Below are 22,746 nucleotides of genomic sequence, written 5' to 3' on the forward strand. Positions count from 1 at the left end.
CTGCTCGACGTCGTGGTGGACGGCACCGGGGCCATGGAGGCGCTCGGAGCCCGGCTCGCAGCGGTGCTCCGTGCGGGGGACCTCGTCGTGCTGACGGGGCCCCTGGGCGCGGGCAAGACGACCCTGACCCGCGGCCTCGGCGCCGCCATGGGCGCACGGGGGCAGGTGTCGAGCCCGACCTTCGTGCTCGCCCGGACCCACCCGACGGCCCGGGGCGTCGACCTCGTGCACGTCGACGCGTACCGGCTGTCCGACCCGGTCGAACTCGACGACCTCGACCTCGACTGGGACGGCTCGGTCGTCGTCGTCGAGTGGGGGCGGGGCATGGTGGACGGCATCAGCGCGGAGGTGCTCGAGGTTGAGATCGAGCGGGCGAGTGGTGCTGCGCTGCCCGGCGACGGTGCGGGCGTGATCGACGCGGACGACGTCGACCCGGACGACGTCCCCGACGAACCGCGGCACGTGGTGGTCCGCGCCGTGGGCCCGCGCTGGGACGGCGTCACCGTCTGAGGGGGTGCCCTACCATGGCGCTCGGACCGCGGAGGGCGGTCGTGTCAGGGGGGAACCGCAGCAGTGCTCGTCACCATCACCACCACCGGCGACACCGACCCGGGCGGCGTCGACGCCCTCGACCTCGGGCACCTGCTCCACAAGCACCCGGGGCGCGCGCAGACGTTCTCGCTGAGCGTCGGTGACGCCCACGTCTTCTACCCGGAGGCGACCTCCGAGCGCTGCACGGCGGCGCTCCTGCTCGAGGTCGATCCGGTGGGTCTCGCGCGGAGCCGGCGGTTCGGCGGGGACACGCTCGCACTCGCGCAGTACGTGAACGACCGGCCGTACGCCTCCTCGTCCATGGTCGCGGTCGCGATCGGGCAGGTGTTCCGCACCGCGATGGGCGGCCGGAGCACGTCGTTGCCCGAGCGTGCCGCGGCGCCGATGCCCCTCGAGGTGACGCTGACGTCGGTGCCGAGTGAACTCGACCAGGACGGCACCGGCCTGGCCACGCGTCTGTTCGCCCCGCTCGGGTGGGACGTCGAGGAGCATCGTCGGCTCCTGGACGAAACGCATCCGGCGTGGGGACCGGCTCCCACCGTCGGTCTCACCCTGCGCGGGACGGTGCGGCTCGGACACGCGCTCCGGCACCTGTACGTGCTCCTGCCGGTCCTCGACGACGCGAAGCACTACTGGGTGAACGACGACGAGGTCGGCAAGCTCCTCCGCGCAGGCGAGGGCTGGCTCGCCGACCACCCGCTCCGCGACCTCATCACGGCCCGGTACCTCGCCCACCAGCGGGGCATGGTCGTCGACGCCACCGACCGGCTCCTCGGGGTCGAGGACGCGGTCGGCGACACGGTCGGAGCGGCGACGGCCGACCGGGACGGAGCGGCCACGGCCGACCGGGAGGCCCGACAAACGCCCGACGACCCGGCCGCCGGACCCGACCACGCACCGCTGTACCGACGACGGGCCGACGCGGTGATGGCCGCACTCCACGACGTCGGCGCCCACACGGTCGCCGACCTCGGATGTGGCGAGGGTGCACTGCTCATGCGGCTCAAGGCCGACCGGTCCTTCACCACCGTCATCGGCAGCGACGTGTCGCCGCGGGAGCTCGCGCGCGCCGAGCGACGGCTCCACCTCGACGAGGCCAGCGATGCCGAACGTGCGCGGATCCGCCTGGTGCAGTCCTCCGTCACCTACCTCGACGACCGGATCGCCGGGCTCGACGCCGCGGTCCTCATGGAGGTCGTCGAACACGTCGACCCCGGGCGACTGCCGGCGCTCGAGGTCTCCGTGTTCGCGGTCGCGAGGCCGGGCGCGGTCATCGTGACGACACCGAACGCCGAGCACAACGTGCGGTTCCCGCACCTCGACGCGGGTCACGTCCGCCACGAGGACCACCGGTTCGAGTGGACTCGTGGTGCCTTCCGTGCGTGGAGCGAGCGTGTGGCGGCCGACAACGGCTACGTCGTCGAGTACCGCCCCGTGGGCGACGATGACGCAGAGGTCGGTCCACCCACGCAGATGGCGGTGTTCCGTCGGTCCGACCTCGCCACGGTCGGGACGGTGGCGGCCGCATGAGCGAGCTCCACGTCCCGGACATGGCGCTCGTGCTGCTCGTCGGGCCGAGCGGGTCCGGCAAGTCCACCTTCGCCGCACGGCACTTCGGCCGCTTCGAGACCCTGTCGAGCGACTTCTTCCGCGGTCTCGTCGCGAACGACGAGAACGACCAGTCGGCGACCCCGGCGGCGTTCGACGCCCTCCGGTACGTCGTCGCGCAGTGGCTCCGCGCGGGGCTCCTGACGGTCGTCGACGCGACGAACGTGCAGTCCGAAGCGCGCCGCGACTGGGTCCGGCTGGCGCGTGAACACGACGTCCTGCCGGTCGCGATCGTGCTCGACGTGCCCGAGTCGGTGTGCGTCGAGCGGAACGCGGCCCGGACGGATCGGACCTTCGGTGCATCCGTCGTCAAGCGGCAGCACGACCAGCTCCGTCGATCCCTCCGGTCGTTGGGCAAGGAGGGCTTCCGGCGCGTCCACGTGCTCGACGGCGTCGATGCGATCGCCGACGCCACGATCGTCCGCGATCGACTGCTCAACGACGCGCGGGACGAGCACGGCCCGTTCGACGTGATCGGCGACGTGCACGGATGTCGGTCGGAGCTCGAGACCCTCCTCGGCCAGCTCGGCTACACGCTCGTCCGCGACGACCTCGGCCGCCCCGTCGACGCGGTGCACCCCGCCGGGCGGCGCGCGGTGTTCCTCGGCGACCTCGTCGACCGCGGGCCGGACACCCCGGGCGTCCTCCGACTCGTGATGGGCATGGTCGGTGCCGGACACGCGATCGCCGTCCCCGGGAACCACGAGGACAAGCTCGTCCGGGCACTCCGGGGGCGGAAGGTCCAGACCTCGCACGGGCTCGGCGAGACCGTGGCACAGCTCGCGGCCGAGCCCGCGTCGTTCCGCGCGGCCGTGCTGGCCTTCTGCGAGGGCCTGGTGGGTCACCTCGTCCTCGACGACGGACGCCTCGTCGTCGCTCACGCAGGCATGACCGAGGCGTACCAGGGCCGGGCCTCCGGTCGCGTCCGGGCGTTCGCGCTGTACGGCGAGACCACGGGCGAGACCGACGAGTACGGGCTCCCGGTGCGGCTCCCGTGGGCGGACTCCTACCGCGGGAGCGCCACGGTGCTGTACGGCCACACCCCGACCGTCGATGCCGAGTGGATCAACGGCACCATGTGCCTGGACACCGGGTGCGTGTTCGGCGGCGTGCTGTCCGCCCTCCGGTACCCGGAGCGCGAGCTCGTGCAGGTCCCCGCCGAGCGGGTCTGGTACGCCGCGGCGAAGCCGCTCGAACCCCTCCGCGCCGACCGCGTCGCGTCGGCCGACGGCACCGGACCGGTGGACAGCGGCCCGGGAGGCCCATCGACGGTCGGTGTCGTGCCTCCCGGACGCGACGTGACGACGACCCGCCCGCGCCCGGCGGGCATGCTCGCGATCGACGACGTGCTCGGCAGGCAGGTCGTCGAGACCCGGTTCCTCGGACGGATCGGCGTCCGCGGCGAGCACGCGGCGGGCGCGCTCGAGGTGATGAGCCGGTTCGCGGTCGACCCCGCGCACCTGCTCTACCTGCCGCCCACGATGAGTCCGACCTCGTCCTCCCGGGTCGACGGCCTCCTCGAACACCCGGCCGAGGCCTTCGCGACCTACCGGGACGCGGGGGTGGACCGCGTCGTCGGCGAGGAGAAGCACATGGGCTCGCGGGCCACGGTCCTCCTGACCCGCGATCCGCGGCGCTTCGGAGCACCGGACGGCTGGCGGGGCGTGGTCACCACCCGCACCGGGCGGGCGTTCTTCACGCCCGAGCTGACCGCCCGGTTCCTCGGACGGCTCGACGCGGCCGTGGAGCACGCCGGACTCTGGTCGGAGCTGGCGACGGACTGGCTGCTGCTCGACGGCGAGATCCTGCCGTGGTCGATCAAGGCCGGCGGGATGATCCGCGGCCAGTACGCCGCGATCGGTGCCGCGGCCACGGGTGCGTTGCCCACCGCGGTGTCCGCGCTCGAGCAGGCCGCGGCCTCCGGCATCGACGTGACCGCGTTGCTCGAGCGGACGCGGGCACGGGCGGTGGACGCCGATGCGTACGTCGCGTCCTACCGGAGGTACGCCGCGGACGCGGACGGGCTCGACGGGGTGCGGTTCGCCCCGTTCCAGGTGCTCGCCGCCGAGGGACGGACGTACGCGACGACGGACCACGGCTGGCACCTCGGCGTCGCCGACCGCCTGGCGGCCGCCGCGCCGGACCTCGTGGAGCGGACGCGCTCGGTGGTGGTCGACCTCGCCGATCCGGCGAGTGTCGAGGCGGGGACCGCGTGGTGGACCGAGTTGACCGATGCGGGAGGCGAGGGGATGGTCGTGAAGCCGTTCGTCAACCTGCACCGCGGGGCGAAGGGGCTCACGCAGCCGGGCATCAAGGTGCGCGGGCGTGAGTACCTCCGCATCGTGTACGGGCCGGAGTACACCGAACCCCGCAACCTCGAACGCCTCCGCGACCGGGAGCTCGGGCACAAGCGTTCCCTCGCACTGCGGGAGTACGCGCTCGGACTCGAGGCGCTCGAGCGGTTCGTGGCCGGTGAGCCGTTGTGGCGGGTGCACCAGTCGGTGTTCGCCGTGCTCGCGATGGAGTCTGAGCCGGTCGATCCGCGGCTCTGACCGGAGTCGTCGCGTCGTCCTGAGGAGCGCCGTCGGGTCCGAGGCGGGGGCGATTCCGTCCCCCGAGCGCACAGGTCACGATCCGGTCACGCCGCTACCGTCACCGCCATGAAGATGCTCCCGAAAGCAATCCTCGTGTCCATCCTCGGTGTGGCCGCGTCATCCGGCCTCGTCGGACAGACCGCGTTCGCGGAAGCGGCCGACTCGACGGCGCCCTCCGCGGCGAACGCGACGCGACCGCACATCGTGACGATCGGCGACTCGATCATGGCCGGCTACGGCCTCGCCAGCCCGGACCAGGCGTGGCCCGCCCTGGAGGCGGCGGACGAGCACGTCGACGTCACGAACCTCGCGTGCAGCGGTGCCGGGTTCGTCCGCGTCGGCGACTGTGGGACGGACTTCAACGGGCTCGTCGGGCAGGCCGTCGCGGCGCACCCCGACCTCGTCGTCATCCAGGCGTCCGACAACGACCAGGGTCAGAGCGCCGCTGCGATCGCCAGGGGAGCCTGGAGGACCGTGGCGCGCATCCACGGAGCACTGCCGGATGCCCGGATCGTCGGGCTGAGCACCCTCTGGAACCAGCCCGGGCCCGCGGACCCGGTGGTCGCGGAGAGCTCGGACGCCCTCCAGGCCGCGGTGACCGCCGCCGGCGGGACGTTCGTCGACGTCGGGCAGCCGCTCGCCGGACAGCCGCAACTCCTCCAGGGGGACAGCGAGCACCCGACCGTCGAGGGCCAGCGGGTCCTCGGGGACGCGATCGCGGACGACCTCGCCGCGGCCGGCATCAGCAACTGAGCAACCCGCCGGCCGGTGCCGTGCACCGGCCGGCGACGGTGCGCCCGCGCTCGTCCAGCTCGTCGGACAGCTCGATCCCGTCCCCGCGTGCGCCGGGGAGGCGCGGGTGGCCACCCTGCGTCCCCGCCACGACCGTACGATGGTCCGGTGCTCCTGACCATCGACACGTCCGCCGGCACGGCCGTCGCCCTCGTCGACCCGGCCGCCCGGACCGTGCTCGCCGAGCGGAGCACCGAGGACACCCGGCGGCACGCCGAGGTCGTCGGGCCCTTCCTGGCCGACGTCCTGTCGATCGCCGGCGTCACCCCTGCGGCGGTCACGGGCGTGGTCGCGGGCATGGGTCCCGGGCCGTTCACGGGCCTCCGTGTCGGGATCGCCGCGGCGCGGACGTTCGCCGTCGCGCGATCGGTGCCGTTCCTCCCGGTCGTGAGCCACGACGCCGTCGCCGCGGCCGAGGCCGACGGCGGGCCGCTCGTCGTCCTGACCGACGCGCGCCGACGCGAGGTCTACTGGAGCGTCTACGCGGGCGGCAGCGAGGCGGCGGCGACCGGCCGGTCCGACCGGCACCGTGCCTCCCGACCGCTCCCGGTGCGGACCGCCGGGCCCGGGCTCGCGCGCCCGGACGACCTCGACGCCGTGCTCGGTGACGCCGCCGATCTGCGTCGCGTCACCGCGGTGACGATCCCGGCCGGGCGCCTCGGACTGCTCGCCGCCGAACGTCTGGCGGTCGGCGCACCGTTCGCCGACGACGAGCCGCTGTACCTCCGGGACCCGGACGTGACCATGCCGGGTGCGCCGAAGCGGGTGCGCTCGTGAGCTGGCGGATCCGGCCCGCCCGGCCCGACGACCTCGACGCGGTCATGCGGCTCGAGCGGACCTCCTTCCCGACCGACGCGTGGTCGACCGCGCAGATGAGGGAGGAGTTCCGCTCGCCCTACGGCCACTACGTCGTGGCCGAGACGACCGACGAGGCACCGGAGCCGGTCCTGGTCGGGTACGCCGGGTTCTCGTCGTTGCCCGGAGGACACGACGGTGACGTCCAGACGATCGCCGTGGCCGCCGACCACCGCGGGCAGGGCCTCGGGCGAGCGCTGTTCCGCGAGCTGCTCGACGAGGCCGCCCGCCGCGACGTGCGCGAGGTGTTCCTCGAGGTCCGTGCTGACAATCCCGTCGCGCAGGCCATGTACCGCTCGTTCGGCTTCGAGGCCATCGGCACGCGGCCGCGGTACTACCAACCCGACGACGTCGACGCGCTGGTCATGCGGGGCTCGGTCCGGGACCGAACGACGGGAGGCACGGCATGAGCACGACGACGGACGGCCCGCTGGTCCTCGGGATCGAGACGAGCTGCGACGAGACCGGCGTCGGCATCGTGCGGGGCCGCACCCTGCTCGCGAACGTCATCGCGTCGAGCATGGAGGAACACGCCCGCTACGGCGGGGTCGTGCCCGAGGTCGCGGCGCGTGCCCACCTCGAGGCCATGACCCCGACGCTCGAGCAGGCACTCGACACCGCGGGCGTGCGGCTCGACGAGCTCGACGCCGTCGCCGTGACCGCTGGACCCGGATTGGCCGGTGCCCTCATGGTGGGGGTCGGCGCGGCGAAGGCGCTCGCGGTCGCGACCGGCAAGCCGCTCTACGGCGTGAACCACCTGGTCGGCCACGTCGGGGCGGACGTCCTGCGTGCCGACGGCACCGAGATCGAACTGCCGACCGTCGCACTGCTGGTGTCGGGCGGCCACACGTCGCTCCTGCTCGTGCGGGACCTCGTCGACGACGTCGAGCTCCTCGGCGAGACGATCGACGACGCTGCCGGTGAGGCGTTCGACAAGATCGCACGGCTGCTCGGGCTGCCGTACCCGGGCGGGCCCGAGATCGACCGAGCCGCCGCCGATGGCGACCGCTCCGCGATCCGGTTCCCCCGCGGCCTCACCCTGCCGAAGGACATGGCGGCCCACCGGTACGACTTCTCGTTCTCCGGCCTCAAGACCGCGGTCGCCCGCTGGGTCGAGCGCTGCCGCGACGAAGGGCGCGACGTCCCCGTCGCCGACGTCGCCGCGAGCTTCCGCGAGGCCGTCGTCGACGTGCTCCTGACGAAGGCGCTCGCCGCGTGCCGGGACACCGGCGTCGACCGGCTCCTGCTCGGCGGGGGTGTCGTCGCGAACCGGCGGCTCCGGGCCGTGGCCGAGGAGCGGTGCGCGGCCGCCGGCGTCACGCTCCGGATCCCGCCGCTCGATCTCTGCACCGACAACGGCGCGATGATCGCCGCGATCGGGGCGCAGCTCCTGGCGTCCGGGCACGCCCCGAGCGACCTGGGGATCGCGGCGGACTCGACGTTGCCCGTGACGACCGTGCAGGTCTGATGACGGTGCAGGTTCGACGAGGGTGCAGGTCCTGACGACGATGCAGGGCTGACGAGGTGCAGGTCCGACGACGGTGCGGGCCTGACGACCGCGGCGGCGCGGCACCGCGCGTCCGCTGGCCGTGCCTCCCCCGCTCCGGGGGTGCTGGCGGCCGGTCGTGCGCACGCGCCCTGTGGGAGGATCGGCGGGACGCCCGCACCGTGGGCGACGAGGAGGGGAACACGTGTCCGACCAGAACGACCAGCCGCAGTACGGACAGACGCCGTCCGGCCAGGCGCCGTCCGGACAGACACCGTCCGGACACCACGGGTACGGACAGCCCCAGTTCGGACAGCCGCAGCACGGGCAGCAGTCGCCGTACGGACAGCAGGGTCAGCACGGTCAGCAGCCGTACGGGCAGGCGCAGTACGGCCAGCAGCCCTACGGACAGCAGCCGTACGGCCAGCCGCAGTACGGCCAGCCCAATCCCTACGGGCAGCCCGGGTCGGGGTACCCGCAGGCGTCGTCGAGCTGGAACCTGTTCTCGATCCTCGCCATCGTGTTCGGCTTCGTGGTGGCGCCCCTCGGGGTGGTGTTCGGGCACATCAGCCTGCACCAGATCAAGCGCACGGGGGAGCAGGGGCGCCCGCTCGCGCTCACGGGGCTCATCGCGGGCTACGTGATCACGGCGCTGTGGGTCGCCTACATCGTGTTCATCGTCATCTTCTTCGCGTTCGTCGCGTCGCACAACGGCGACTACTCGAACTACCCGAACACCTGATCCCGGGCCTCCCGGGCCGCCCCGCCCCGCCCCGCCCCGCCCCGCACCGCCCGCCCGCCGACGGCGGTCCTCACCGAGATCGCACAACACGCCGCTCACCTTCGAAGGTGAGCGGCGTGTTGTGCGATCTCGGCGGATGGGGCAAGCAGGACCGGCGTCAGGGGCGATCGCACAGGACGGCCGCGTGCCGTCCCTCCAGGCGGGTGAGGACGAGCGTCGCCTGCCCGGACCCGCCCTGCAGGCGCAACCGCCGACGGAACTGCGCGGGGTCCACATCGACGCCGCGCTTCTTGATCTCCACCCGGCCGAAGCCGTCCGCGGCCAGCCGCGCACCGATGCGCTTCGGGTCGAGCGGCAGGACGTCACGCACGCGGAACACCTGGGCGAACGGGGTGTCGACGGGTGCGTCCGTGCTCAGGTAGGCGATGCCCGACGAGAGCATCCGACCGCCGAGTCGCCGCCCGAGATCTCCGATGAGCCGAGCTCGGATGACCGCGCCGTCCGGCTCGACGAGGTACTCGCCCAGCGGGCCGACCTCGACGTCCTCGGCGTCGGCCGGACCCGTGAGCTCGGCGACCCCGTGCGCGCCGATGACGGTGGCCGCGCGGCGGACGCCCGGCCGCGCGAGGGGACCGAACCACAGCGCGAGTTCGACGACCTCGCGGTCGACGCTCGTCCACTGCGCCTCGGCCGTGTCGGGGACGAGGTCGCGGTCGACGCCCGGCCCGAGCTTGACCCCGGTGGGCAGCTGCGTCGCCGCGGCGAACACCGTGTCGAGGGACGGGGACCAGTCGTCCGGGTCGTCGAGCCGTCGTGTGTCGCTGTGTCCCGCGGTGCGCCGTGCCGGGTCGAGCCACACGCCGTCGACCCGGCCGACGTCGAAGCGGGCCGCGTCCCCGAGCTCGACCCGGGCCGGGGGCCACGGTGCCAGGTTGTGCGTGGCGATCGCGGCGGTGACCTCGTCGCGGTCGACGGCGACGACCTCGAGGTCGAGCGCCGCGAGCGCGAGCGCATCACCACCGATGCCACACCCGAGGTCGGCGACGCGTGTGATCCCGGCGGCGGCGAACCGGCCGGCGTGCTGTGCGGCGACGCGGAGGCGCGTCGCCTGCTCGAGACCGGCCTCGGTGAACAGCATCCGGCCCGCGAAGCCGCCGAACTTCGCCCGGGCCCGCTGACGCAGTCGCGCCTGCGTCAGGACCGTCGCCACGAGCCGTGGATCGTGGCCCTCGGCGCGGAGGCGCGACACGGCACGCACGACGTCGTCGCCCTCGGCCAGGCCCGGGACACGGTCGAGGAGCGCCATGCCCTCGGGTGTGAGCAGCTGTGCGAGGTCGGCGGCGTCCATGCCCCGATCCTCCCAGTTCCCGCACGACGGTTCGGCAAGCCCCCACTTCCGTGACCGTCGGCGGACGGCTGTCTGAACAGTCGGTGACGACGGTGAACGCAGGGGAAACCCGGCCTCGGAGCGGGCTTACGGTGTTCCGCGGATCCCCCCCGGAAGGGGGTCCGATCAGGGCGTCCCGTGCTGCTCCACGGGGCCGGGAGCGGAAGGGGCTCGGGTGTCGAATCGGTTCGCGTACGGAGTCGTCGGGCTCGTCGTCGCACTCGTCGTGACGGCCGGCATCGTCGTGCCGCACCTCCTGCCGACGCGCGCCGTCCCCGGACACTACGACGTCGCCGCGGGCACCGACGTCTGCGGGACGGGATGGACCGACCCCGCGGGCGGCACGCAGACCCTCCGCATCACGAACACCTCGGTCGCGGGCGTCGAGGTGCAGCTCGAGGACCCCCGGTCCGGGGCCGTGTACCTCGACGCCGAGGGGCTCGGCGCCGGCGCGTCCCAGACCTACCGCGTGCGCCTCGGCTCGGGCGCCTACCGGTTCCGCTGCCTGCCGGCGGACGCCGACGCGGTGGTGGGTCCGGTCGTCCACCTCCACGGCGCGGCGCACGTGACCGGCGCGACGCCCGGGGTCGTGCCCGTCACCCGCAACGACCTCATCCCCGCCGCGAAGGCGTACGGCGACTGGATCGAGGGTCGACTGCCCGTGCTCGAGGCCGACGTCCGGCGGGTCGCCGCCGACGTGCACGGCGGCGACCGCGCGGCCGCCGAGCGGGACTGGCTGACCGGGCACACGGAGTACGAGCAGCTCGGCGCCGCCTACGGGGCGTTCGGCGACGCCGACACGGCCATCGACGGCACCCCCGCGTCGGGGCGGACCGCGCTCGACGACCCGGACCTCACCGGGTTCCACCGCCTGGAGGCCCTGCTCTGGTCCGGCGCACCGGTGTCCGCGAGCGCTCCGGTCGCCGACGCGCTCGTCGCGGCCGTCCAGCACCTCGAGGCCACGTTCCCGACCGCCCGCATCGACCCGCTCGACATCGGGCTCCGCGCACACGAGATCCTCGAGAACGCGCTGCAGTTCGAGGCCACGGGCGCGACCGACGCCGGCAGCCACACGAACCTGGCCACCATCGCCGCGAACGTCGCCGGCACGGAGCGGGCCCTCGACCCGATCAGGGGGATCCTCCGCACCCGGTACCCGCACCTCGCCGCGACCGATGCGGCACTCGCCGCGCTCACGGCGCGCGTCGACGAGGGCCGCCACGCCGACGGCACGTGGACGCCGCTCGCCGACCTCACGACCACGCAGCGGGAGGACCTCGACGCGTCCATCGACCGCGCACTCGAACTGCTCGCGCCCGTCGCGGCGATCTGCGACATCCGGAGGACCTCGTGACCGACCAGCCCCAGTGCCCGCACGCCGCGGCACGCCGTCCCTCCCGCCGTGGGTTCCTGGCGGGAGCGGCCGGAGCCGGCGCCGGGGCGGCGGCGACCATGACCGCGGCCCTGGCACCGGGCCTCCCGGCCGTGGCCGACACGACCGCGGCGAGCGCCGGGAACCCGGCGAGCGACACCGCGACCGACGGTGGTGCCGCGGCGTCGTACGCGTTCCACGGCGCCCACCAGGCGGGCATCACCACACCGGCCCAGCGGTCGGCGGCCTTCGTGGCGCTCGACGTGACCGCGGCCTCCCGGTCCGAGCTGCGCGACCTGCTGCGCACGATCACGGAGCGCTCGCGGTTCCTCACCCGCGGCGGACAGCCGACCGACGTCGGGATCACGGCACCGCCGTCGGACTCGGGCGTGCTCGGACCGGACGTGCCCGCCGACGGTCTGACGGTCACCACGAGTGTCGGGGCGTCGCTGTTCGACGACCGGTACGGCATCGCGGACCGGAAGCCCGCGCGCCTGCGGACCATGGAGGACTTCCCGAACGACGCGCTCGACCGGGCGATCTGCGACGGCGACCTGCTCCTGCAGGTGTGCGCGAACAACACCGACACGGTCGTGCACGCGCTCCGGGACGTCACGCGGGCGACGCGCGGTGCGATGCAGGTGCGGTGGCGACAGGACGGCTTCGTGTCCCCGCCGCGGCCGAGTGGCACGCCGCGGAACCTGCTGGGGTTCAAGGACGGCACCGCCAACCCGTCGACGAGCGACCGGACGGCCATGGACGACCTCGTGTGGACCCGGGCCGGCCGGATCGAGGACGGCGTCGTCGAGCCGGACTGGGTGACCGGCGGCAGCTACCACGTCGTGCGGACGATCCGGATGCTCGTCGAGTTCTGGGACCGCGTGTCCCTGCACGAGCAGGAGACGATGATCGGCCGCCACCGCGACTCCGGCGCCCCGCTCACCCGAACGCACGAGTTCGACGACCCGGACTACGCGGACGACCCGACGGGCGACGTCATCCAGCTCGACGCACACATCCGGCTGGCGAACCCCCGCACGGCCGCGGCGAAGCGCCAGCAGATGCTCCGTCGCCCCTACAACTACGACGCCGGCACCGACGCGAACGGGAACCTCGACATGGGGCTGCTGTTCACGTGCTTCCAGGCGGACCTCGAACGGCAGTTCGTCACGGTCCAGAAGCGCCTCGCCGACGAACCGCTCGTCGACTACATCTCGCCCGTCGGCGGCGGCTACTTCTTCGCCCTCCCGGGAGTCCGCCACGCGGACGACTGGCTGGGACGACCACTGCTCAGTTGACGCACTGTTCCACACACCATCAGACAGGGGACACCAGTGATCCGACCATCCGCGCTCATGCGGTCGACGAAGGGGCGATTCGCACTCGCCGCCGGAGCGACCGCCGTGGCCGCCGTGACCGTGGGGGCCATCGCCATCGCGCCGCTCACGGCATCGGCCACGAACCAACCGGCCTCGTCGTCGCGCACGAGCACGCCCATCAAGCACCTCGTGGTGTTGTTCGACGAGAACGTCTCGTTCGACCACTACTTCGGGACCTACCCGAACGCGACGAACACCGACGGCACGACCTTCGCCGCCGCCAAGGGCACGCCGAGGGTGAACGACCTCGTCACCTCGGGCACGCTGACGGGGAACCCGAACCTCTACGCGCCGAGCCGGCTCACCCCGTCCCAGGCGCTCACCTGCGACCAGAACCACGGGTACGCGGCGGAGCAGAAGGCGGAGGACGGCGGGAAGATGGACGCCTTCGTCCAGAACACCTCGACCGACACCTGCACGGGCGAGTACGGCAGCCCGGGCCTGGCCATGGACTACTACGACGGCAACACCGTCACGGGTCTGTGGAACTACGCCCAGAACTACGCCATGAGCGACAACGCCTGGGACACGACCTTCGGGCCGTCCACCCCCGGTGCGCTGAACCTCGTGAGCGGCCAGACGCACGGCGGCGTGGCGGTCGACTCCGTGACCGGCGCCGTGGTCAAGGGCTCCACCGCGGTCGCCTCGGCGAACGCGGACGGTGTGGGCACCGTGATCGGTGACCCCGACCCCGCCTACGACGACTGCTCCGACAGCGACCACACGTCGACGTCGAACCTCGTCGCGATGCAGGGAAAAAACATCGGTGACCTGCTCAACGCCAAGGGCGTCACGTGGGGCTGGTTCCAGGGCGGCTTCACGCCGACCACGAAGTACGCGGGCTCCGGCACGTACGCCAAGTGCGACGCCACCACCGCGAACCTCGGCGGGACCGCGGCGAAGGACTACTCGCCACACCACAACCCGTTCGCGTACTACAAGTCGACGTCGAACCCGCACCACCTGCCGCCGACGAGCGACGCGATGATCGGGCACAGCGACCAGGCGAACCACGAGTACGACCTGTCGGCGTTCACCACCGCGCTCGCGCAGGACAACGTCCCCGCCGTGTCGTTCCTCAAGGCCCCCGAGGCGCAGGACGGCCACCCGGGCTACTCCGACCCGATCGACGAGCAGCAGTTCCTGACGCGCGAGATCAACGCCATCGAGCAGTCGAAGGCGTGGTCCTCGACCGCGATCGTCATCAACTACGACGACTCGGACGGCTGGTACGACCACCAGGCCCCGACGATCCTCAACGGGTCGAAGGACACGGCGACCGACAGCACCATCTGCACGAACGCCCGTGCCGCGGTCGCCGGCGGGTACCAGGACCGCTGCGGCCCCTCGCAGCGCCTGCCGTACCTCGTCATCTCGCCCTTCGCCAAGCAGAACGCGGTCGACCACACCCGGATCGAGCAGACGTCGACCACGGCGTTCATCGAGGACAACTGGGGCCTCGGCCACATCGGGGACGCCTCGTTCGACCGTCGCGGTGGATCGCTCGCCGGCATGTTCGACTTCGCGCACCCGCAGCAGCGCGAGGTCCTGCTGGACACCACCACCGGCGCCGTCGCGAAGGTCGTGTCGACCGTCCCGACGCACAAGCCGGCCCCGCCGCACGGGCCCGGGAAGCCGGGGAAGCCGGGCAAGCCGGGCTGGGGCGGTGGGCACCACCACCACCACCACCACCACTGACGCCGCCGCGCGTCGGCGGGGGAACGTGACCGCCTGACGGCCGGGAGGCACGGTGCGCACCTGCACCGTGCCTCCCGTTCGTCGTCGGTCCGGGGCCGCGGCCGCTCGCGGTCCCGCGCGGAGGAGCACGATGGACGGCATGAGCAACGTCGCCGTCATCGGAGCCACCGGTCACATCGGGAGTTTCCTCGTGCCCCGCCTCGTCCGGAGCGGACACCACGTGGTCGCCATCAGCCGCGGGCAGCGCGCCCCCTACGTCGCGGACGGCGCGTGGGACGACGTGGAGCGGGTCGCGCTCGACCGCGAGGGCGACCCCGAGGGGTTCCCACGCGCCGTGGCCGACCTGGGGGCCGACGTCGTCGTCGACCTGACGAGCTTCACCGAGGACGACGCGCGGGGCCTCGTCGAGGCGCTCCGTGGTCGGACCGGGCACCTCGTGCACTGCGGCACGATCTGGGTGCACGGTCCGTCGCTCGTCGTCCCCACCTCGGAGGACGACCCGCGGCGGCCGATCGGCGAGTACGGCACGCGGAAGGCGGCGATCGAGGACCTGCTGCTCGCCGAGTCCGCCCGCGCCGACGGGCTCCCCGCCACCGTGCTCCGCGCCGGCCACATCACCGGCCCCGGGTGGCCCGTCATCACGCCGCTCGGGAACCTCGACGCGACCGTCTGGGAACGCCTCGCCGCGGGGGAGCCGCTCACCGTGCCGGACCTCGGGCTCGAGACGCTGCACCACGTGCACGCCGACGACGTCGCCCAGGCGTTCGCGCTCGCCATCGAGCGGCCGGACGTGGCCGCCGGCCGTGTCTACAACGTCGTGTCGCCGCGGGCGATGAGCGTCCGGGGGCTCGCCGAGGGCGTCGCGAACTGGTTCGGGCGCACCGCGGAACTCCGTCCGGCCTCGTGGGAGGCGTTCCGCGCATCCACCACGCCGGAGCACGCCGACACGGCGTTCGAGCACGTGCGCCGAAGCCACGCGATGAGCATCGACCGGGCCGCGACGGAGCTCGGGTACGCGCCGGGCTGGACCTCCCTGGAGGCCCTCGCCGACGCCCTCGTGTGGCTCGCGGACCACGGCCAGGTCGACCTCGGCGGCTCCGTGCCCGAGGTCGTCCGGACGCTCGCCGCCGGCCGGCGATAGGCTCTTGGCACTCGGATTGACCGAGTGCCAGACCACCCCCTACAGTTGGGGTTGGCACTGCCCCTGGGGGAGTGCCAGCCCCAGTTTTTCTTCAGTACCGAGAAAGAAGAGGTCAGCCGTGGCTGTCAGCATCAAGCCGCTCGAAGATCGCATCGTCATCCGTCAGGTCGAGGCGGAGCAGACCACTGCGTCCGGTCTCGTCATCCCGGACACGGCGAAGGAGAAGCCCCAGGAGGGCGAGGTCGTGGCCGTCGGCCCGGGTCGCATCGACGACAACGGCAACCGCGTGCCGCTCGACGTCGCGGTCGGCGACAAGGTCATCTACTCGAAGTACGGCGGAACCGAGGTCAAGTACTCGGGCGAGGACCTCCTGGTCCTGTCCGCGCGCGACGTGCTCGCCGTCGTCGTCCGCTAGGACAGCACCAGCAGCAGGACCAGCTCCAGCAGGCCCCGTCGGTTCCGACCGGCGGGGCCTGCTGCTGTCCCGGCCCGGCCCGGGCACCCGGCGTGCGCACGTCAGCCCGGCGCGCGTCCCGTCGGAGGACGGCGGTTCCGTCGAGAACGCGCCAGCCGGGCAACCACCGTGTCGTCGGTGCCTAGGATCGGACGCGTGCCAGCACGACCCGCGTCCGCCGAACCCCGATCGGAAGCGGCCGTCGGCGTCGTCCAGGCCCTGGCCGCGTACGGACTCTGGGGCCTCATGCCGCTGCTGTTCGTGGCCATGGCACCGGCGGGAGCCACCGAGATCGTCGCGTGGCGGATCCTCTTCGCACTGGTGTTCTGCGCCGTCCTGACGGCGGTGCTCCGCGCGTGGGGTCGCCTGGTCGCGCTGCTCCGACAACCGCGGGTCATGGGCGTGATGGCGCTCGCCGCGTTCCTCATCGTCGTCAACTGGACCGTGTACGTCGTCGCCACGACCACCGGTCACACCGTCGAGGCGGCACTGGGGTACTTCATCAACCCGCTCGTGACGATCTTCCTCGGCGTCGTGCTGCTGGGGGAACGCCTCCGCGCCGCACAGTGGGCGGCGGTCGGCATCAGCGTCGTGGCGGTGGTGATCGTGGCCGTCGGGTACGGCCGGATGCCGTGGATCTCGCTCGCCCTCGCGTTCTCGTTCGGGCTCTACGGGCTCGTCAAGAAGCGCGTGAGCGGCGTCGTCGACGCGGTCAGCGGCCTCACCATCGAGACCATGTGGCTGACCCCCGTCGCGGTGATCGGCCTCGTCGTCGTCGCCACCGGGTCCCGTGGCGGGATCACCCTCACGGCGAACGGCTGGGTGCACGCGCTCATCACCATCGCGGCTGGGCCGGCGACCGCGGTGCCGCTGCTGCTGTTCGCGTCGTCCGCACGCCGGCTCAGTCTGTCGACGCTCGGCCTGACGCAGTACCTGACCCCGGTCCTCCAGCTCGTGGTCGGCGTCTGGCTGCAGCACGAGCCGATGTCGCCGGAGCGGTGGGTCGGGTTCGCGCTGGTCTGGGTGGCGCTCGTCGTCCTGTCGACCGACGGTCTGCTCGCCGGGCGCCGCGCCCTGCGCCCGGTCGGCGACCCTGTCCGCGTCGACCCCGTGATCTGAGCGCGCCGACAGGCTGACGCTCCGACAGGCCTCCGAGCCGAGCGCGAGCAGCGGCGGCACTGTGCACCCGCTGGGTCCGCATCGCCGTTCCCGTTCGTTCCCACAGGTTCGGTCACGGTTCAGCAACGAAACACCACCCTGACGAGACCGCCACACGGCCGAAACAATCGAACCCTACGTTTGCTCGCATCCCAGCGGACGCACAGCTGCTCGACGATCGAAGCGGTCGCGGCCGCTCAGAGAAAGGGCATCACGGATGATCAGAACCAGCAGCGCCGCCAAGGCGTTCGCGATCGCGGGAGCAGCCGCCATCCTGCTCGCCGCGTGTTCGACGGAGAGCGCCGGCAGCGGTGGCGCATCCGGTGCGGCGTCGGCGTCGTCGTCGTCGGGCAAGGACCCGGCGGCCAGCTGCAAGGCACCGTCGAAGCCCAGCCAGGACGCGTTGGAGTACGGCACGCTGCTGCCCCTGACCGGCAGCCTCGCCTACCTCGGGCCGCCCGCCATCGCCGGTGCAGGACTCGCGATCGACGACATCAACGCCGCTGGCGGTGTCATCGGCAAGGACGTGAAGATCTCGACCGCCACCGACTCGGGTGACAGCACCGACATGACGGTGTCGTCGTCCGCGGCCCAGAAGCTCATCGCAGCCAAGGTCCCCGTGGTCCTCGGTGCCGAGTCCTCGTCCGTGACCCTGAACGTCGTCGACCAGATCACGAGCAGCTGCACGATCGAGATCTCGCCCGCGAACACGGCGACCGACCTGTCCGGCTACTCGTCGTACTACTACCGGACCGCGCCGCCGGACACGGTGCAGGGCTCCGCGCTCGGACAGCTCGTCGTCGGCGACGGCAACGCCAAGATCGCGTTCCTCGTCTTCAACGACGCCTACGGCACCGGCCTGCGGAACACCGTGCAGAAGGCCGTCGAGGCCGCGGGTGGCAGCGTGGTCTACGGCGGGAAGGGCAAGGGGCAGGAGTTCCCGCCCGGACAGACGACGTTCTCGTCCGAGGTGACCGCCGCGCTGGCCGCCAAGCCGGACGCGATCGTCATCCTCTCGTTCGACGAGACGAAGTCGATCGTGCCCGAGCTCGTCTCGCAGGGCTGGGACATGTCGAAGACGTACATGTCCGATGGCAACACGGCGGACTACTCGAAGGACTTCGACCCGAAGACGCTCCTCAACGGTCAGGGCACGATCCCCGGTTCGGACCCGAAGGCCGCGTTCAAGACGAAGTTGACGACGTGGTACAAGACGAACGAGGGCAAGGACCTCCACGACTTCGCCTACGCCGCCGAGTCGTACGACGCCATGGTGCTCACCGCGCTCGCGGCAGAGGAGGGCAAGGGCACCGACGCCGGTACCATCCAGGCGCACATGGCCTCGGTCTCCGGTGCCAAGGGCGGGACGAAGTGCTCGACCTTCGCCGACTGCAAGAAGCTCGTCGACGCCGGCACGAAGATCCAGTACACCGGACCGTCCGGCGTCGGGCCGTTCAACGCCGACAACGACCCATCGAGCGCCTACATCGGCATCTACAAGTACGACCAGGACAACAAGCCGGTCTACCAGAGCGCCATCCAGGGCTCGACCAAGTAGGTCACGTCCGTCTGATCGCAGGGCGGTCCCGGGGCACCGGGGCCGCCCTGCGTCGTCGCTGGATGCACGGTCCGGCGGCTGGGGGTACCGTCCGCGGCATGAGTGACTCCCAGCCCACCACCGCCATCGTCACCGGAGCCGAGTCGGGGATCGGGAGGGCCACCGCGGTGGCGCTCGCCGAGGCCGGGATGGACGTCGGCATCACGTACCTCGAGGACCTCCGCGGCGCGGAGGACACCGCCGCCGAGGTCCGCGCCCACGGACGCCGCGCGGTCGTCATGCAGATCGACGTGACGGACCTGCAGCGCTGCGGGCAGGTCATCGACCGACTCGCGGAGGAACTCGGCGGCGTGGACGTGTTCGTCAACGATGCCGGCACCGGCGACAACGCACCGTTCCTCGAGATGACCCTCGACCAGTGGCGGCACACCGTCGCGACGGACCTCGACGGCGCCTTCGTGTGCATCCAGCACGCGGCCCGACGCATGGTCGAGGCCGGTCGTGGCGGTCGCATCATCGGCATCACGAGCGTGCACGAGCACCAGCCACGCGTCGGGTCCGCCGCGTACGACGCCGCGAAGCACGGCCTCGGAGGCCTGCTCAAGACGGTGGCGCTCGAGCTCGGGCGCCACGGGATCACCGTGAACGCCGTGGCGCCCGGCGAGATCGCGACGCAGATGACGGGTAACGAGGACACCGACCCGCACCCCATCGACCGGCCGGGGGTGCCGCTCGGACGCCCCGGGGATGCGCGCGAGATCGCCGCGGTCGTCGCGTTCCTGGCGTCGCCGCTCGCGTCGTACGTGACCGGTGCCTCGTACGCGGTGGACGGGGGCATGCTCCAGATGGGGCCGCAGGCCGGGTCGCACCTGCAGTCGGACGACTGGCGTCACGCCTGAGTCGCCTCGACGCCGGGCGGCGGAGCCGCGCTGCTGTCGGCGCACGCCGCCCGTGCGGCCTCACGCTGAGGACGTCGACGGGATCGACCATGGCGGTTCCTCCGACTCCTCGGCGGCACGTCCCTGGCTGATCGCGACCGCCATCCGACGGTCGTGGTCAGCCGCCCGCTGGCGAGCCGCTCGGCGCTCGAACGCCGCGGATCGATCGCCGAAGGAAGGCGATGCGGATGAACGGCGTCAGCGCGGCCGGCGGATCCGGATCGGACCGTGGATGTGGTCGGGATCGATCACGGACCCGCGCTGGGTGATCTCGACCTCCCCGCGGGCGACCATGCGGCGCGCGGCCTGCCGCGTCGGCTCCATCAGGCTGCGCCAGTCATCGCCGCCGAGTGCCCGTGCCGCCTCCGACGGGCAGGTGCTCGACGTGGCGGCGCGCGTGTCGAGCAGATGGGCGATCGTCGCCTCGAGGGCGTGATCGGTGTCGGTCAGGACGCCGTCCCCGACGGTCCGCTGGTCGTCGCCCACGACTGCACGCCTCAGTGGTTGTCGTCCGACGAGTCCGCACCCTGCTGCACCCCGCCGACGACGCCCTGACGGTGTCCGTCGGGGTCGTCCTGCGGCCAGCCGTTGAACTGCCAGCCGGCGACCGCCGGGTGGTCCTCACCGCGCTCGTAGGCGAACCGACGTGCCGCGTCCCGGGCCTCCTGGCAGGCCTGCATGAGACCGGCGTACCGGTCGGCGTCCACGTGGGACAGGGCGTCGGCGGCGAGCGCGAAGCGGTCCATGTCGTTGAGCATGACCATGTCGAACGGCGAGGTCGTGGTGCCGCGCTCCATGTAGCCGTGCACGTGCATGTCGTCGTGGCCGTGCCGGTTGTACGTCATCTGGTGGACGAGTGCGGGGTAACCGTGGAACGCGAAGACCACGGGCGTGCCGGGCAGGAACAGGGCGTCGTAGTCGTCGTCGCTGATCGGGTGCTCGTGGTTCCGCGGGTCCCCGAGCGCGAGGAGGTCCACGACGTTCACCATGCGGATCGCGACCTCGGGCGCGTTCGCTCGGATGAGGTCGATCGCGGCGATGGTCTCGAGTGTCGGGACGTCACCGGCGGAGGCCATGACGAGGTTCGGCGTGGCGCCCTCCGCGACGGTGCCCGCCCAGTGCCAGACCCCGACGCCGGCGGCGACGTGCGCGACGGCCTCGTCGATCGGGAGCCAGTCGGGCTCGAGGTTCTTGCCCGCGACGATCACCTCGACGCGCTCGGTGGTCTCGAACGCGTGTCGGGCGACGGCGAGCAGCGAGTTCGCGTCCGGCGGGAACTTGACGCGGACGAGGTCCTGCTGCTTCGAGGCGACGACGTCGAGGAACCCGGGGTCCTGGTGTGAGAACCCGTTGTGGTCCTGCCGCCACACGTGCGAGGACAGCAGGATCGTCAGGTTCGAGACCGGGACACGCCAGTCGATGTCCGCGGAGGACTCGAGCCACTTGAGGTACTGGCCGACCATCGAGTCGATGATGTGCGCGAAGGCCTCGTACGTGTTGAACATGCCGTGCCGGCCGGTGAGCACGTACCCCTCGAGCAGCCCCTCGAGCGTGTGCTCGGACAGGACCTCGGTCACCCGGCCCTCGAGGGCGAGGTGCGCGTCGTCCGGTTCGAGCTCGGCGCGCCAGACGCGGTCCGTCGTCTCGAACACCGCGTCGAGCTTGTTCGAGATCGTCTCGTCCGGTCCGAACAGCCGGAAGTTCGACGGGTTGCGGCGGATGAGGTCCCGGAGCCAGGGGCCGAGCGTCCCGGTGGCGGACGTGTTGGTCGTGCGGTCGTCGGGGACGTCCACCGCGTAGGGCTCGAGGTCCGGCAGGTCGAGCGCCACCCGGAGCCGGCCGCCGTTCGCGTGGGGGGTCGCGCTCATGCGCTTGTCGCCCTCGGGGCGGATCGTGCCGAGGATCCCGATGGGCTGGCCCTGCTCGTCGAACAGTTCCTCGGGGCGGTAGGAGCGCATCCACTCCTCGAGCTGCCGGCGGTGGTCGTCGGAGTCGCGGACGCCCGGCAGTGGGACCTGGTGCGCACGGAAGGTGCCCTCGACCCGCTGGCCGTCGACCTCCTTCGGCCCCGTCCAGCCCTTCGGCGTCCGGAGGACGATGAGGGGCCACCGCGGGCGCTCGGTGCCCGAGCCACCGCGTGCGGCGGCCTGGAGGTCCTCGATCTGCCCGAAGGCACGTCGCAGAGCGGCGTCGAACAGGGCGTGCACCGCGAACGGGTCGTCGTCGACCCGTGCCGAGTCGACGATGATCGGCGCGTACCCGAGCCCGCGGAAGAAGGCGACGAGGTCCTCGTCCGGGATCCGAGCGAGCACGGTCGGGTTGGCGATCTTGTAGCCGTTGAGGTTGAGGATCGGCAGGACCGCGCCGTCCTTGACCGGGTCGAGGAAGGTGTGTGCCTGCCAGGACGCCGCGAGCGGACCCGTCTCGGCCTCACCGTCGCCGATCACGCAGGCGACCACGAGGTCGGGGTTGTCCAGGGCCGCGCCGTAGGCGTGCGACAGCGAGTAGCCGAGCTCGCCACCCTCGTTGATCGAGCCGGGCGTCTCCGGGGCCGCGTGGGACGGGATGCCGCCCGGGAACGAGAACTGCTTGAAGAACTGCCGGAGACCGTCGACGTCGGGTGTGATGCCGGGGTAGAGCTCGCTCCACGTGCCGTCGAGCCACGCGTTCGCGTCCATCGCCGGACCGCCGTGCCCGGGCCCGCACACGTACAGCACGTCGTGTCCGCGCTCGCTGATGAGCGCGTTGAGGTGTGCGTACACGAGGCTCAGCGCGGGCGAGGTGCCCCAGTGTCCGAGCAGCCGGGGCTTGATGTCCTCGCGGCGGAGCGGGCGGGTGAGCAGCGGGTCGTCGAGCAGGTAGATCTGCCCGACGGTGAGGTAGTTCGCCGCGCGCCACCACGCGTCGATCGCGAGGAGCCGGTCAGAGGTCGAGGCGCTGTGCGACATGGCCCCCACCGTAGGCGCGCTCGAGCGTCACCGTCCACAGGACCGGACGCACGTGCACAGGTCGCCCCCGTCCACAGGACCGGA

19 protein-coding genes are annotated in these 22,746 nt (G+C 72.4%); 16 read left to right on the forward strand and 3 right to left on the reverse strand.

All coding sequences use genetic code 11. The features are described from left to right. Nucleotides 1–33: 33 nt before the first annotated feature. The 8 genes from tsaE (at nt 34) to DEI94_RS01610 (ending at nt 8,629) form a co-directional block, all read left to right on the forward strand. The gene (gene tsaE / locus DEI94_RS01575) at nt 34–510 is read left to right on the forward strand and encodes a tRNA (adenosine(37)-N6)-threonylcarbamoyltransferase complex ATPase subunit type 1 TsaE (protein WP_111027368.1); all 477 of its coding nucleotides are present in this window, start codon (nt 34–36) and stop codon (nt 508–510) included. A 63-nt stretch (nt 511–573) separates the two neighbouring features. Beyond that, nucleotides 574–2,082: a 3' terminal RNA ribose 2'-O-methyltransferase Hen1 gene (locus DEI94_RS01580; protein ID WP_111027352.1), complete on the forward strand. Its 1,509-nt coding sequence runs from the start codon at nt 574–576 to the stop codon at nt 2,080–2,082. Then, the gene (locus DEI94_RS01585; protein WP_111027351.1) at nt 2,079–4,712 is read left to right on the forward strand and encodes a polynucleotide kinase-phosphatase; all 2,634 of its coding nucleotides are present in this window, start codon (nt 2,079–2,081) and stop codon (nt 4,710–4,712) included. Before DEI94_RS01580 ends, DEI94_RS01585 begins: the two co-directional genes overlap by 4 nt. Nucleotides 4,713–4,820: 108 nt before the next feature. Further along, the gene (locus tag DEI94_RS01590) at nt 4,821–5,507 is read left to right on the forward strand and encodes an SGNH/GDSL hydrolase family protein (RefSeq protein ID WP_111027350.1); all 687 of its coding nucleotides are present in this window, start codon (nt 4,821–4,823) and stop codon (nt 5,505–5,507) included. A gap of 147 nt (nt 5,508–5,654) precedes the next feature. Further along, nucleotides 5,655–6,323 (forward strand): tRNA (adenosine(37)-N6)-threonylcarbamoyltransferase complex dimerization subunit type 1 TsaB, encoded by a 669-nt coding sequence (tsaB, locus tag DEI94_RS01595; RefSeq protein ID WP_111027349.1) that lies wholly within the window; start codon nt 5,655–5,657, stop codon nt 6,321–6,323. After that, nucleotides 6,320–6,811 (forward strand): ribosomal protein S18-alanine N-acetyltransferase, encoded by a 492-nt coding sequence (gene rimI / locus DEI94_RS01600; protein WP_258369899.1) that lies wholly within the window; start codon nt 6,320–6,322, stop codon nt 6,809–6,811. Before tsaB ends, rimI begins: the two co-directional genes overlap by 4 nt. Continuing rightward, nucleotides 6,808–7,869: a tRNA (adenosine(37)-N6)-threonylcarbamoyltransferase complex transferase subunit TsaD gene (gene tsaD / locus DEI94_RS01605; RefSeq protein ID WP_111027348.1), complete on the forward strand. Its 1,062-nt coding sequence runs from the start codon at nt 6,808–6,810 to the stop codon at nt 7,867–7,869. Before rimI ends, tsaD begins: the two co-directional genes overlap by 4 nt. A gap of 223 nt (nt 7,870–8,092) precedes the next feature. Continuing rightward, complete coding sequence (locus DEI94_RS01610) at nt 8,093–8,629, forward strand: DUF4190 domain-containing protein (protein ID WP_111012151.1); 537 nt, start codon at nt 8,093–8,095, stop codon at nt 8,627–8,629. Nucleotides 8,630–8,786: 157 nt separating this feature from the next. On the opposite strand, the gene DEI94_RS01615 is transcribed toward DEI94_RS01610, so the two are convergent. Continuing rightward, nucleotides 8,787–9,977 carry a class I SAM-dependent methyltransferase gene (locus DEI94_RS01615; protein WP_111026999.1) on the reverse strand — a complete coding sequence of 397 codons (1,191 nt, stop codon included), beginning with the start codon at nt 9,975–9,977 and terminating at the stop codon, nt 8,787–8,789. Nucleotides 9,978–10,191: 214 nt separating this feature from the next. On the opposite strand from DEI94_RS01615, the gene DEI94_RS01620 reads away from it, so the two are divergent. The 8 genes from DEI94_RS01620 to DEI94_RS01655 all read left to right on the forward strand — a co-directional run bounded on the left by DEI94_RS01620 (nt 10,192) and on the right by DEI94_RS01655 (nt 19,675). Then, entirely contained in the window at nt 10,192–11,370 is a 1,179-nt protein-coding gene (locus tag DEI94_RS01620) for an EfeM/EfeO family lipoprotein (protein WP_111072198.1), read from the forward strand. Further along, a complete protein-coding gene (gene efeB, locus DEI94_RS01625) occupies nt 11,367–12,686 on the forward strand; it encodes an iron uptake transporter deferrochelatase/peroxidase subunit (protein ID WP_111009802.1) in 1,320 nt (439 codons plus the stop codon). Before DEI94_RS01620 ends, efeB begins: the two co-directional genes overlap by 4 nt. Nucleotides 12,687–12,722: 36 nt before the next feature. Continuing rightward, entirely contained in the window at nt 12,723–14,465 is a 1,743-nt protein-coding gene (locus DEI94_RS01630) for a phospholipase C (protein WP_258378022.1), read from the forward strand. A gap of 139 nt (nt 14,466–14,604) precedes the next feature. Then, nucleotides 14,605–15,606 (forward strand): NAD-dependent epimerase/dehydratase family protein, encoded by a 1,002-nt coding sequence (locus tag DEI94_RS01635; RefSeq protein WP_111027006.1) that lies wholly within the window; start codon nt 14,605–14,607, stop codon nt 15,604–15,606. 118 nt (nt 15,607–15,724) lie between these two features. Beyond that, a complete protein-coding gene (gene groES, locus DEI94_RS01640) occupies nt 15,725–16,021 on the forward strand; it encodes a co-chaperone GroES (RefSeq protein WP_111009800.1) in 297 nt (98 codons plus the stop codon). A gap of 195 nt (nt 16,022–16,216) precedes the next feature. Beyond that, nucleotides 16,217–17,179 carry an EamA family transporter RarD gene (rarD, locus tag DEI94_RS01645; RefSeq protein ID WP_258378021.1) on the forward strand — a complete coding sequence of 321 codons (963 nt, stop codon included), beginning with the start codon at nt 16,217–16,219 and terminating at the stop codon, nt 17,177–17,179. 256 nt (nt 17,180–17,435) lie between these two features. Then, nucleotides 17,436–18,776 carry an ABC transporter substrate-binding protein gene (locus tag DEI94_RS01650; protein WP_111026995.1) on the forward strand — a complete coding sequence of 447 codons (1,341 nt, stop codon included), beginning with the start codon at nt 17,436–17,438 and terminating at the stop codon, nt 18,774–18,776. 98 nt (nt 18,777–18,874) lie between these two features. Beyond that, nucleotides 18,875–19,675 carry an SDR family oxidoreductase gene (locus DEI94_RS01655; RefSeq protein WP_111009797.1) on the forward strand — a complete coding sequence of 267 codons (801 nt, stop codon included), beginning with the start codon at nt 18,875–18,877 and terminating at the stop codon, nt 19,673–19,675. Between the two features lie 237 nt (nt 19,676–19,912). On the opposite strand, the gene DEI94_RS01660 is transcribed toward DEI94_RS01655, so the two are convergent. Continuing rightward, the gene (locus DEI94_RS01660; protein WP_220035641.1) at nt 19,913–20,200 is read right to left on the reverse strand and encodes a DUF3253 domain-containing protein; all 288 of its coding nucleotides are present in this window, start codon (nt 20,198–20,200) and stop codon (nt 19,913–19,915) included. Nucleotides 20,201–20,211: 11 nt separating this feature from the next. Next, the gene (locus tag DEI94_RS01665; RefSeq protein ID WP_111026994.1) at nt 20,212–22,662 is read right to left on the reverse strand and encodes a phosphoketolase family protein; all 2,451 of its coding nucleotides are present in this window, start codon (nt 22,660–22,662) and stop codon (nt 20,212–20,214) included. Nucleotides 22,663–22,746 lie beyond the last annotated feature (84 nt).

Origin of the sequence: Curtobacterium sp. MCBD17_040 (assembly GCF_003234805.2) — a bacterium.
In the GTDB taxonomy this organism is placed as follows: domain Bacteria; phylum Actinomycetota; class Actinomycetes; order Actinomycetales; family Microbacteriaceae; genus Curtobacterium.